Consider the following 12,775-nt stretch of genomic DNA (forward strand, 5'->3'; position numbering starts at 1 on the left):
GTGAAGCGTATGCTCCGGCTGATTTTTTAAGGCGTTTGGGGAAATGGCGATGCAAATGAACACCGCTGGACGTGGGGCGAAGGGCATGGGAACCGGACATGGGGTTAAGCGGGCGCACCGACTGGTTGCTGCCCTGCCGTTGGCGGCGTTGACCTTGGTTCTGGCGGGGGGCGCCCAGGCCCAGTCGCTGGAAGATGCCCTGATCCAGGCCTATCAGAACAACCCGACGCTGGAAGCCGGCCGCGCCGGTCAGCGCGCCACGGACGAAGGCGTGCCGCTGGCCCGCTCCAGCATGCTGCCGACGGTCACCGCCGACGGCAACGTCGGTAAGGAGCGCCTGACCCAGGGCCGCTTCATCGAGCACATGAACCCGGCGCAGAGCGGCGTGACCATCAACCAGGCGATTTATGCCGGCGGCACCATCCAGGCCGGCATCAGCCAGGCGGAGAATCAGGTGGAAGCCGGCCGCGCCAGCCTGCTGGACACCGAACAGCAGGTGCTGCTGGCCGCCGCCACCGCCTATCTGGATGTGGTGCGGGACCAGGCGGTCCTGGAACTCAACATCAACAATGAGCAGGTGCTGACCCGCCAGCTGGAGGCGTCCCGGGATCGCTTCCGCGTGGGTGAGTTGACCCGCACCGACGTCAGCCAGTCCGAGTCGCGTCTGGCCGGCGCGACGGCCGACCGTATTTCCGCCCAGGGCAACCTGGCCGCCAGCCGCGCCACCTATGCCAGGTTGATGGGCCAGTTGCCCGGTACGCTGAAGCAGCCGAACCGCTTGGTGCATCTGCCGGTGAACCAGGAAGAAACCATGGCCCAGGCAGAGGTGTCGGCCCCGGTGGTGGTGGCCGCGCGCTACAATCACAAGGCATCGCAGGATGCCGTGGACGGCGCCTTCGGCCAGATGCTGCCGCAGCTGTCCGCCAGCGCGCAGTACTACCGCAACTGGGACCAGTCGGCCCCCAACAGCCAGTACGACACGGCCGTCATCTCCGCCCGCGTCACCATTCCGCTGTACGAGGGCGGCGGCACCTCGGCCAAGGTGCGCAGCGCCAAGCAGACGGAGCAGCAGCGCCGCACCCAGGTGATGGAGGCGGTGCGCTCCGCGGACGAGACGGCAGTGAAGGCCTGGCAGGCTTTGGTCACCGCCCGCGCCGCCATCGAGGCGTACAAGAGCGCCGTCGCCTCCAACGAGATCGCGCTGGAAGGCGTGCGGCAGGAGCAGGCCGTCGGCTCGCGCACCATCCTGGACGTTCTGAATGCGGAGCAGGAACTGGTGAACGCCAAGGTGGAACTGGTGCGGGCCCAGCACGATGAGCAGGTGGCTTCCTACCAGGTCTTGTCGTCCGTGGGTGACCTGACTGCCGCCAAGTTGGGCCTGAACGTGCCGCTGTACGATGCCAAGGCCCATTATGAAGAGGTGAAGGACAAGCTCTGGGGGCCGTCCATCGAGAAGTAAGGCCGGCTGACAGCGAGGCTGGAGCAACCTGGATGCCCGCTGGCTGCGGGGCGCTGGGTTCACAGGCCGGCTTGAGACGTCCGTCTGATAGAAAAGGGGCGGTCCCGACGCGCGGGGCCGCCCTTTTCTTCTGAGGAATGCGTGAGCCTGTCCCTATTCTTGGGGCGGATGAAGCAATGGCGGGGCTGGCGGGCGCGGGGATTGATCGGCGAGGGCTGGGCGCAGCATTGGCGGGCTGCGCATCCAATGATTAACCCAATGGCATTTTTACTGTTCTTGCCCTAGGCTGCGCCAGATGTCGGTCCCCCCTGTCGGTGCGGGACCGCGGGGTCTCAGGTCCACGCCGTTACAGGTCAGGTTAGGCAACAATGGCTGACAAGTCACAACAAGAACCTTCGATGGAGGAAATCCTCGCCTCCATCCGGCGTATCATTTCCGAAGACACCGACGCCCCGCCGCCTGAGCCGGAGGCTCCGCCTCCTCCTCCGCCTCCGCCGCCCCCACCGCCGCCGCCGCCTCCCCCGCCGGAGGATGATATCTTCGAAGCGGTGCCCATGCCGCCGCCCCCGCCGCCGCCTCCGCCGGAGGACGACGTGCTGGAACTCACGGATATCATCCCGGACGAGCCCGCGCCGGAGCCCGAGCCCCTGCCGGACCCCTTCGCGTATGAGCCGCCGCCCCCGCCGCCGCGTCGTCCGCCGCCGTCCATGGACGACGACCGCCTGATGTCGGAATTCACCGAGGAGGCGGCCAGCCGTGCCTTCTCCGGCCTATCGGGGTTCCGCCGCGGTGGCCCCAGCCTGACGGGGGAGGGGCCCATCGGCCGTTCCGACGTCACGCTGGAAGAGATCGTGCACGTTCTGGTTCGGCCCATCCTGCGGGAATGGCTGGACGAGAACCTGCCCACCCTGGTCGAGCGCTTGGTCAAGCGCGAGATCGAGAAGGTTGTACGGCGCGGACTCGACTGACGCCCGCCGCCTCGATAAACCTTGGCAAACCCCAGGTAATTTGAGAGGGGGCGGCGCCGGACCCCGCGCCGCCCTTTTCTTTTGTTTTGAGCCCGTGATTTCAGGTGCCCGCCATGCTGGACAAGACCTTCTCCCCCGCCGATGTCGAACGCAGCCGCTATGAGCGCTGGGAGCGCTCGGGCGCTTTCGCCGCCCATGTCGACAGCAACGCCCAGCCCTACACCATCATGATGCCGCCGCCCAACGTGACGGGCAGCCTGCACATGGGCCATGCGCTGACCTTCACGCTGCAGGATCTGCTGATCCGCTATCACCGCATGAGCGGCCGCGACGCCCTATGGCAGCCCGGAACCGACCATGCCGGGATCGCCACCCAGATGGTGGTGGAGCGCAACCTGGCCAAGGAAGGCAAGACCCGCCAGGAGATGGGCCGCGAGGCCTTCCTCCAGAAGGTGTGGGAGTGGAAGGCCGAGTCCGGCGGCACCATCACCCGCCAGCTGCGCCGCCTGGGCGCCTCCCCTGACTGGTCGCGCGAACGCTTCACCATGGATGAGGGCCTGAACGCCGCCGTCCGCAAGGTGTTCGTCGAGCTGTACCGCCAGGGCCTGATCTATCGCGACAAGCGCCTGGTGAACTGGGACCCCAAGCTCCACACCGCCATCTCCGACCTGGAGGTCGAGCAGAAGGAGGTGAAGGGCAGCCTGTGGTACTTCCGCTATCCGGTGGAAGGGCCAAATGGGGAAGTGTCGGGGACCTACATCACTGTCGCCACCACGCGCCCGGAAACCATGCTGGGCGACACCGGCGTGGCCGTGCACCCGGAGGATGAGCGCTATAAGGACCTGGTGGGCCGCAATGTCATCCTGCCCATCACCGGCCGCCGCATCCCCATCGTCGCCGACGAATACGCCGATCCGGAGACCGGCACCGGCGCGGTGAAGATCACACCCGCCCATGACTTCAATGATTTCGAGGTCGGTAAGCGGCACAACCTGCCCATGATCAACCTGTTCGACCGCGACGCGAAGCTGAACGAGCATGCGCCGGCCGAGTACCAGGGGCTGGATCGCTTCGTCGCCCGCAAGAAGGTGGTGGAGGAGATCGAGGCCCTGGGGCTGTTGGAGAAGATCGATCCGCACACCCTGATGCAGCCGCACGGTGACCGCAGTGGCGTGGTCATCGAGCCCTGGCTGACCGACCAGTGGTATTGCGACGCCGTCACCCTGGCCAAGCCCGCGCTGGAGGCCGTGGAACAAGGCAAGACGCAGTTCGTGCCCAAGCAGTGGGAAAACACCTATTACGAGTGGATGCGCAACATCCAGCCGTGGTGCATCAGCCGCCAACTGTGGTGGGGCCACCAGATCCCGGCGTGGTTCGGGCCGGACGGCAAGTTCTTCGTCGCCGAGACGGAGGCCCAGGCCCAGGAGGAGGCGGACGCCCATTACGGCGCCCCCACACTGCTGACCCGCGATTCCGACGTGCTGGACACCTGGTTCTCGTCCGCGCTGTGGCCCTTCTCCACCCTGGGCTGGCCGGAAAAGACGCCAGAGGTGGCGCGCTATTACCCGGGCGACGTGCTGGTCACCGGCTTCGACATCATCTTCTTCTGGGTCGCCCGCATGATGATGATGGGCATCCATTTCATGGGCGACGTGCCCTTCCGCACCATCTACATCCACGCCCTGGTGCGGGATGAGAAGGGGCAGAAGATGTCGAAGTCCAAGGGCAACGTCATCGATCCCCTGGACCTGATCGACCAGTATGGCTGCGACGCCCTGCGCTTCACCCTGACCGCCATGGCGGCCCAGGGCCGCGACATCAAACTCGCGACCTCGCGCGTCGAGGGCTACCGCAATTTCGCGACCAAGCTGTGGAATGCCGCCCGCTACGCCCAGATGAACCAGGTGGCGCCCGTGCCGGGCTTCACCCCAGCCGGACTGACCCAGACGGTCAACCGCTGGATCGTGGGCGCCGTGGCCGACTGCGCGGCGCAGGTGACCGAGGCGCTGGAGGGCTATCGTTTCAACGATGCCGCCAACGCCCTGTACCACTTCGCCTGGGGCAGCTTCTGCGACTGGTACCTGGAGTTCACCAAGCCCATCCTGCAGGGCGAGGATGAGGCGGCGAAGGCCGAAACCCGCGCCGTCACCGCCTGGGTGCTGGACCAGATCCTGCACCTGCTGCACCCCATCATGCCCTTCCTGACGGAAGAGCTGTGGGAGAAGCTGGGCGAGGGACAGGAGCGCGGCGACCTGATCACCGCCGCCTGGCCGCAGTACCCCTCGGCCTACAAGGACGCCGGCGCTCAGGCCGAGATGGATTGGGTGGTGCGCTTCATCTCCACCATCCGCACCATCCGGTCGGAAATGAACGTGCCACCGTCGGCCCAACTGCCGCTGTTGGTGAAGGGTGCCGGGGCCGACACCGCCGCGCGCTTGGCCACCCACCGCGACCTGATCCTGAAGCTGGCCCGCCTGTCCGACATCACCCTGACGGAGGAGGCGCCGGCCACCGGTGCCGTGCAGGCGGTGGTGGACGAGGCGACGTTGGTCCTGCCGCTGGCCGACTTCATCGACATCGCCAAGGAGAAGGCCCGCCTGGCCAAGGAAATCCAGAAGCTGGAGGGCGAGATCGCCAAGGTTGACGCCAAGCTGGGCAACCCCAACTTCGTCGACAAGGCCCCGCCCGAGGTCATCGAGGAACAGCGGGAGCGCCGGGCCGAGGCCGACGGCACCCGCGCCAAGCTGGCCGAGGCGCTGTCGCGCCTGGGCTGATGCCGGGTTCGCTTGGGACAAGATGATGTGACAGACGGCCGCCCCGGGGAAAGCCCCCTGGGGCGGCCGTTTGTCACATGGATGTATTCATCAAAATAATGCGACCTATGCGAGAGGTGTCGCGCCGGGCGGCATCCTGACACGCACTCTTGAGGATGCGATGATCGCTGGGCGTTGGATGGTGATGATGGCGGCCATGGCCTTGGCGGCAGGCTGTGCGGTACAGCATGTGCAGGTTGTGCCCGTCACCACGAACGGCGCCCCAGTGGCCCGGCCCGCCGGTACGGTTGGCACGCCGGAAAAGGTCATGCTGACCCGTACGGTTCCCGTGGGGCAAGAGCGCGAACTGAATTTCTATCAAGGTCTGCATGAGGATTGTGCACCGATTTCGGGCATCACGGTGCAAATCCTCACCGCGCCGGCCCACGGCACCGCCAGCTTGCGCGACGGCACGGACTATCCCACCTTCCCCGCCGGGAATCCCCGCGCTGCCTGCAACAAGAAGCCCATGCCCGCCCAGCAGCTGTGGTACCAGCCCGCCCCAGGCTATACCGGCGCGGACGTGCTGGAGGTGCAGGTCTTCTATCCCATGGGCACCGCCCAGAGGCAGACCTACACCATCAACGTCCAAGGCACTGTCCCGCCCCAGCCCATCGCACCGTGAGGCTGGGCCATCGTCGCGTCAGGCGGCGAAGGGGCCGGGCGCGTCCGCCGTTGGTTTCTTAAGCCAGATGGCGGCCAGCGCCACGAAGGGCGCCAGATGCAGCAGGGTGCGGGTCTCATTGGTGAGGCCCAGGGCCAGGACCGCGACCACCTGCACCCCGACGAAGGCCGCCAGCGCCAGGGCACGGAGGCCGTGCCGCCGCACCATGAGGGCCGTCATCCCCAGGACGGTGGCCAGGTAGACTGGAATCAGGAGATCCAGGGATAGGCTGGGATCAGCGACCCAGTCATAGAACTGGCCGAAGTTCTCCCCCACCTGGATGTGGAAATAGCCGTCGAAGGTGGTGGAGGACGACTTCTGGATTTCCTTGAACAGCTTCCAGCCCATCTCTTCCTTCAGCAGGGTGCGCCGCAGGGTTTCGATGATGGCGAAGGCGGCGATGCTGCCGCCCACCCCGGCCCCCAGCCATCGTGGATCCGGCCGCCGCTTTTCAATCCAGGCATCGACGAGGGCCTTGGCCACCATGTAGCCGCCGATGAACACGGCGGACTCGTGATTGAAGCAGGCGACGCCCAGCAGGGCCAGGAAGGCCCACCACGGCGCGCGGGTCAGGACCAGCAGGTAGAAGACCGCCGTGGTCAGCAGCAGCACGAAGTCCCAGATGTACAGCCAAGGCTTGGACATCAGCGCCGCGAACAGGACATGCATGGCCAGCAGGGCGGTCCAGGCCTTCTGCCGGCCATTCCCGTCCTGGCCCCCCGCCGCCTGGGCGGCGTAGAACAGGGCGAGGCCGGCGCCGGTCAGGCCAAAGATCGCGACGGTGGCGTGCGCGTTGGCCAGGGTCATGCCCATCAGCTCGATCAGATGTTCCATCACGGGCGCCAGCACGCGCGACTGGAAGAAGCGCCAATGGGGGTAGCCGTACAGCACCCCCACCTCCGCCTGCAGGTTCTGCAGCAGGAACTGATCGAAGAAGTGGACGACATGGCGCCATTGCGCCACGGCCAGCATGAAGGCCGTGCCCGTCACCAGCAGGGCGTCCAGAATCTCTTCCCGTTCTGCCCGCAAATCCAAACCACGCATAAGCGACTTTTCCCCCAAAGCCGGTAACCCCGGCCCGGCCGCTTCACTGCAGGGCCAGGTCCGCCAAGGCGGCCGGCAGGTCATGGAAATGGTCCACCAGCCGGTCCGCCCCTAGTTCTTCCACGGGCATGCGCGGATAGCCATAGGTAACGCACACGACACGGCAGCCGGCGGCGCGGCCAGCGGTCACATCGTTGGCGCCGTCGCCCACCATGACCGTCCGGGCGGGCGCCGCGCCCAACTGGGCCATGGCGTGCAGCAGGGGCCCTGGATGGGGTTTGCGCGTCGGCAGGGTGTCGCCGCCCACCACCGCCGTGAACAGGCCGTCCAGGCCGATGGCTCGCAGCACGGCGTGGGTCGCGCGCTCCGGCTTGTTGGTCACCAGGGCCAGGGGAATGCTTTCGCGCAGGCTGGCCAGCGTCCCCGCCACACCCGGGAAGACGCAGCCGGGATCAGCCGGCAGGGACTCGTAGATGGCCATGTAACGGTCGGTCATGGCGGGGACCGAGTCGGGGTCCAGGGGCCGTCCGACGGCGGCGAAGGTGCGGGTGACCAGCATTGGGGCGCCGTCGCCGATGAATTGATGCACCTGAGCCAGATCCAGCTTGGGCAGGTTCTCCTCATCCAGCAGGAGGTTGATGCCGGTCAGGATGTCGGGGGCGCTGTCGATCAGGGTTCCGTCGAAATCGAACAGGATGGCGGCTGGCAACGCGGACATGGGCGGGCCTCCGGCGAAGGCGGTTTCGCGACACACCAACGTTGTGGCAGTAAGGGGGCCGCGCTGGCAATGGCGTCGGGATGGCAAGGCGTCCGCCTCATCCCATCGGACGACAGCCCTTGCCCCCGCGAGGTCCTGAACCAAGCCGCCCAAAGGGTATCGCCATGACCGCTTCGACGCCGACCGCCACCCTCGCCTGCATCGTCCTGGCGGCGGGGAAGGGCACCCGGATGAAGTCCGACCTGCCCAAGGTGCTGCACCCGATCGCCAATGAGCCCATGGTGGCCCATGTCCTGCGGGCGGCGGCGGCGCTGAACCCGGATCGCGTCGTCGTCGTCGTGGGGCCGGGGCAGGAGGCCGTGGCCAAGGCCGTGGCGCCGCATGCCACGGTGCTGCAGTCCCAGCAGCTGGGCACGGCCGACGCGGTGAAGGCGGCGCGCGCGGCCCTGGGAGATTTTGACGGCGACGTGCTGGTTCTGTTCGGTGACACCCCGCTGGTGCGGCCGGAGACGCTGTCCCTGCTGGTCCAGGCGCGGCGTGGCGCCGGTGATCCGGCCGTGGCGGTGCTGGGCATGCGCCCGGCCGACCCCGCCGCCTATGGCCGCCTGGTGCAGGATGAGGCCGGCGGGCTGACCAAGATCGTGGAGTACCTGGACGCGACGGCCGAGGAGCGCGCCATTGGCCTGTGCAACGCCGGCCTGATGGCCTTCGATGGGCGCCGCCTGTGGGCCATCCTGGACGCCATCGGCAACGCCAACGCCAAGGGCGAATACTACCTGACGGACGCCGTGGCCGTGGCCCGCGCCCAGGGCCATGCCTGCGCGGTGGCGGAGGGGGACCCGGCGGATGTGGAAGGCGTCAATTCCCGTGTCGAGCTGGCCAAGCTGGAAAAGCTGATGCAGGCCCGCCTGCGCCGCCAGGCCATGCTGAACGGCGCCACCCTGGCCGACCCGCACACGGTGTGGTTCTCCGCCGACACGGTGCTGGGCCGCGACGTCACCGTGGGCCAGAACGTGGTGTTCGGCCCCGGCGTCGTGGTGGAGGATGGCGTGACCATCCGGCCCTTCTGCCATCTGGAAGGGGTGGTGGTGCGGCGCGAGGCCATCATCGGCCCCTATTCCCGCCTGCGCCCCGGATCCGATATCGGCGCCGGCGCCCACATCGGCAACTTCGTGGAGGTCAAGGCCTCCACCCTGGGCAACGGCGCCAAGGCCAACCATCTGGCCTATGTCGGCGATGCCGATATCGGGGAGGGAACCAACATCGGGGCCGGTGCCATCACCTGCAACTATGACGGCACCTTCAAGTACCGCACCCAGGTGGGTCGCAACGTCTTCGTCGGCACCAACGCCACCCTGGTGGCCCCGGTGCAGGTGGGCGACGGCGCCTTCATCGCCGGCGGCAGCACCATCACCGAGCCCGTTCCCGCCGACGCCCTGGCCATCGGCCGTGGCCGTCAGGTGGTGAAGGAAGGCTGGGCCGCCGCCTTCGCCACCGCCCAGAAGGCGCGCAAGGCCGCACAGAAGAAGGGCTGAGCGGGAAAGGGTTAGGCCGGGATGACCCGGCTGGGCGATGGTAGGGCGCAAAGGGTGGGGGCGGCGCAGTAACGACAGGGGTAACGGACAGGGGGCGTCATGCACAGGACGATGGCGGAGCCAGGCTGGCGGGAACTTTATAAGCCCAAGCTGGTCACGGTGCTGCGCGAGGGGTATGGCCTGCGCGACCTGCGGGCTGACCTGGTGGCCGGCTTGACCGTGGCCATCGTGGCCTTGCCGCTGTCCATGGCCATCGCCATCGCCTCGGGTGTTACGCCGGACCGGGGGCTGTACACCGCCATCGTCGGCGGCTTCCTGGTGTCGCTGTTGGGCGGCAGCCGGTTTCAGATCGGCGGCCCGGCCGGGGCCTTCATCGTGCTGGTCGCCGCGTCGGTGGAGCGGCTGGGGGTGGGGGGCATGGCGCTGGCCGTGCTCCTGTCCGGCCTGATCCTCATGACCATCGGTGCCCTGCGCCTGGGTACCTTCATCAAATACATCCCTTATCCCGTCACCGTGGGCTTCACCGCCGGCATCGCCGTCATCATCGCGGCCAGCCAGGCGCGCGACCTGTTGGGCCTGACGCTGCCGGGCAAGGAGCCGGGGCCGCTGGTGCCCAAGCTGCTGGCCCTGGGGCACGCGCTGCCCACGCTGAACCCCGCCGCGCTGGGTACGGCGGTGGCGACCATCGCCCTGATCGTGCTGCTGCGGCGCTGGCGCCCTCAATGGCCCGTCCTGCTGATCGCGGTGGCGGCGGCCAGCGTGGTCGCGGCGCTTGCCCACCTGCCCGTTGAGACCATCGGCACGCGTTTCGGCGGCATCCCGCGCAGCCTGCCCGCCCCCCATCTGCCGCCCCTGTCGCCGGACCTGGTGTTGGCGGTCCTGCCGGATGCGGTGTCCTTCGCGCTGTTGGGCGCCATCGAAAGCCTGCTGTCCGCCGTGGTCGCCGATGGCATGACCGGCCGGCGCCACCGGGCCAATGCCGAGTTGGTGGCGCAAGGCGTCGCCAACATCGCCAGCGCGCTTTGCGGCGGCATCTGCGTCACCGGCACCATTGCCCGCACGGCCACCAATGTGCGGGCGGGTGCGCGCGGGCCGGTATCGGGCATGGCGCATGCCGTGTTCCTGGCGCTGTTCATGGCGGTGGCCGCCCCGCTGGCCAGCTATATCCCCCTGCCGGCGCTGGCGGCGGTGCTGGCGATCGTCGCCTGGAACATGGCGGAGAAGCATGCCTTCGCCCTGTTGCTGCGGGCGTCCTGGGGGGATGCCGCGGTGCTGCTGTCCACCTTCCTGCTCACCATCCTGCGGGACCTGACGCTGGGCATCGTCGTCGGCTTCGCCACCGGGTCGCTGCTGTTCATCCACCGCATGGCCGGGACCCTGCGGGTGGAGGGGGGCACCCCCCTGGTGGCGCCTGACGTGGCCGATCACGCCGGCCCGCTGCCGGACCAGCCTCAGACCCACGACGACGACATCCTGGTCTTTCGTCTGTCCGGGGCATTCTTTTTCGGGGCGGCGGCCGGCGTGTCCGCCCTGTTCGACCGCATCGCGGCCCGGCCACGGGCTTACGTGCTGGACCTGACGGCGGTGCCGCTGCTGGATTCCACGGCCGTGACCGTCATCGATGGGCTGGTGGCCAAGGCGCGCAAGCAGGGGGCCGTGGTGGCCATCGCCCTGGCCGATCCGGAGGCGCGGCGCCTGCTGCTGACCCAGGGCCTGAAGCCGCGGCAGGTCCATTTCGGCCGCACCCTGGACCAGGCGCTGGTCCGCGCGCGCCGTGCCTTGGGCCGGGCGGGGAACCTGCCGGACCCGGATCACGAAGCGGCCTGAGCCCCAAGATCCAGATTTCAGCTTGGCCTGGGAACGCAGGCGGGGGATGGCCGGTTGTGACCCGCCGGCCGGTAGTCGTGCCGGCTCCCGCATTGCAACACCGCCGGCGCCCGCCTACGTAAGAACCATGCCCCCGGGCGGCCCCCGGGCGGTTGTTACAAGAGGTTTGCCATGGATAGCCCCGTTCGCGCCCCCCAAGTTCGCGCCCCCAATGGGCCTCTCATCCGTACGGCTCAGGCCCTCGGTCTGAAAGACTCCGGTCTGCTGCGGGACCAGGCTTATATCGGCGGGGCCTGGGTGGATGCCGACGGCGGCGGCACCCTGGACGTCGACAACCCCGCGACGGGCGAGGTCATCGGCACCATCCCCAACATGGGCGCCGCCGAGACGGCATTGGCCATCAGGGCGGCCAATGCCGCCTGGGCCGGCTGGCGCGCGCGCACCGCCAAGGACCGCGCGGCCGTCATGCGCCGCTGGTTCGAGATGATCATGGCGGCGCAGGAGGATCTGGCCCGCATCATGACGGCGGAGCAGGGCAAGCCCCTGGCCGAATCGCGGGGCGAGGTCGCCTATGGCGCCAGCTTCATCGAATGGTTCGCGGAGGAGGGCAAGCGCGCCTACGGCGACACCATCCCCAGCTTCGCCGGCGATAAGCGCATCGTCGTGGTGAAGGAGCCCATCGGCGTCGCCGCCGCCATCACCCCCTGGAACTTCCCCATCGCCATGATCACCCGCAAGGTGGGACCGGCTCTGGCCGCCGGCTGCCCCATCGTAGTGCGGCCGTCCGAGGTGACGCCCTACAGCGCCCTGGCGCTGGCCGTGCTGGCGGAGCGGGCGGGCGTGCCGCCGGGGGTGTTCAGCGTCGTCACCGGCCATCCCAAGCCCATTGGCGGGGAGATGACCTCCAACCCGCTGGTGCGCAAGCTATCCTTCACTGGATCCACGCCCGTGGGCAAGCTGCTGATGAAGCAGAGCGCCGACACGTTGAAGAAGCTGTCGCTGGAACTGGGCGGCAACGCGCCTTTCATCGTGTTCGACGACGCCGATCTGGACGCGGCGGTGGAGGGGGCCATGGCCTCCAAATACCGCAACGCCGGCCAGACCTGTGTCTGCGCCAACCGCATCCTGGTGCAGGACGGCGTCTATGAGGCCTTCGCGGCCCGCTTGGCGGAGGCGGTGGGACGGCTCCGCGTGGGCAACGGCACCGACCAGGGTGTGACCACCGGCCCCCTGATCAACGCCGCCGCCGTGGAGAAGGCGGAACGCCACATCGCCGATGCGGTGTCCAAGGGCGCCCGCGTGGCCATGGGCGGCCGGCGCCATGCCCTGGGCGGCAACTTCTTCGAGCCCACCCTGCTGCTGGATGCCGCGCCGGACATGATCCTGGCGCGGGAGGAGACCTTCGGCCCCGTCGCGCCGCTGTTCCGCTTCACGGACGAGGCCGAGGCCATCCGCATGGCCAACGATACCGAGTTCGGCCTCGCCGCCTATTTCTACAGCCGCGATATCGGCCGTATCTGGCGGGTGGCGGAGGCGCTGGAATACGGCATGGTCGGCATCAACGAGGGCATCATCTCCACGGAGGTGGCGCCTTTCGGCGGCGTGAAGCAGAGCGGCCTGGGCCGCGAAGGCTCCAAATACGGCATCGAGGATTACCTGGTGGTGAAATACCTGCTGATGGGCGGCCTGAAGGCTTGAGCGGGCGCGCGGCCCACCCTGGAGAGCGCCTGCGGCCGCAGGGCAGTCA

The 12,775-nt window shown here is 68.2% G+C and carries 9 protein-coding genes; 7 read left to right on the forward strand and 2 right to left on the reverse strand.

The window, feature by feature from the left end; all coding sequences use genetic code 11:
* The first annotated feature begins 85 nt into the window (after nt 1-85).
* From FBZ90_RS07375 to FBZ90_RS07390, 4 genes are all read left to right on the forward strand, one after another.
* Nucleotides 86-1,459, forward strand: a complete 1,374-nt coding sequence (locus FBZ90_RS07375; RefSeq protein WP_246130208.1) for a TolC family outer membrane protein — start codon at nt 86-88, stop codon at nt 1,457-1,459.
* A gap of 398 nt (nt 1,460-1,857) precedes the next feature.
* The gene (locus FBZ90_RS28620; RefSeq protein WP_477529316.1) at nt 1,858-2,427 is read left to right on the forward strand and encodes a PopZ family protein; all 570 of its coding nucleotides are present in this window, start codon (nt 1,858-1,860) and stop codon (nt 2,425-2,427) included.
* A 113-nt stretch (nt 2,428-2,540) separates the two neighbouring features.
* The gene (locus FBZ90_RS07385; RefSeq protein ID WP_145730566.1) at nt 2,541-5,201 is read left to right on the forward strand and encodes a valine--tRNA ligase; all 2,661 of its coding nucleotides are present in this window, start codon (nt 2,541-2,543) and stop codon (nt 5,199-5,201) included.
* Between the two features lie 160 nt (nt 5,202-5,361).
* Nucleotides 5,362-5,865 carry a hypothetical protein gene (locus FBZ90_RS07390; RefSeq protein ID WP_145730568.1) on the forward strand — a complete coding sequence of 168 codons (504 nt, stop codon included), beginning with the start codon at nt 5,362-5,364 and terminating at the stop codon, nt 5,863-5,865.
* An 18-nt stretch (nt 5,866-5,883) separates the two neighbouring features.
* Here FBZ90_RS07390 and FBZ90_RS07395 read toward each other — a convergent pair whose 3' ends face one another.
* The gene (locus FBZ90_RS07395) at nt 5,884-6,948 is read right to left on the reverse strand and encodes a hypothetical protein (RefSeq protein ID WP_145730571.1); all 1,065 of its coding nucleotides are present in this window, start codon (nt 6,946-6,948) and stop codon (nt 5,884-5,886) included.
* Nucleotides 6,949-6,991: 43 nt separating this feature from the next.
* Nucleotides 6,992-7,666 carry a phosphoglycolate phosphatase gene (gene gph / locus FBZ90_RS07400; protein ID WP_145730573.1) on the reverse strand — a complete coding sequence of 225 codons (675 nt, stop codon included), beginning with the start codon at nt 7,664-7,666 and terminating at the stop codon, nt 6,992-6,994.
* Nucleotides 7,667-7,830: 164 nt separating this feature from the next.
* Here gph and glmU point away from each other — a divergent pair, with 164 nt between their 5' ends.
* From glmU to FBZ90_RS07415, 3 genes are all read left to right on the forward strand, one after another.
* A complete protein-coding gene (gene glmU, locus FBZ90_RS07405; RefSeq protein ID WP_145730576.1) occupies nt 7,831-9,201 on the forward strand; it encodes a bifunctional UDP-N-acetylglucosamine diphosphorylase/glucosamine-1-phosphate N-acetyltransferase GlmU in 1,371 nt (456 codons plus the stop codon).
* A 99-nt stretch (nt 9,202-9,300) separates the two neighbouring features.
* Nucleotides 9,301-11,028 (forward strand): SulP family inorganic anion transporter, encoded by a 1,728-nt coding sequence (locus FBZ90_RS07410; protein WP_145730578.1) that lies wholly within the window; start codon nt 9,301-9,303, stop codon nt 11,026-11,028.
* Nucleotides 11,029-11,199: 171 nt separating this feature from the next.
* A complete protein-coding gene (locus tag FBZ90_RS07415) occupies nt 11,200-12,726 on the forward strand; it encodes an NAD-dependent succinate-semialdehyde dehydrogenase (protein ID WP_246130209.1) in 1,527 nt (508 codons plus the stop codon).
* The last annotated feature ends 49 nt before the right edge of the window (nt 12,727-12,775 follow it).

This window comes from Nitrospirillum pindoramense, assembly GCF_007827955.1.
GTDB lineage: Bacteria > Pseudomonadota > Alphaproteobacteria > Azospirillales > Azospirillaceae > Nitrospirillum > Nitrospirillum amazonense_B.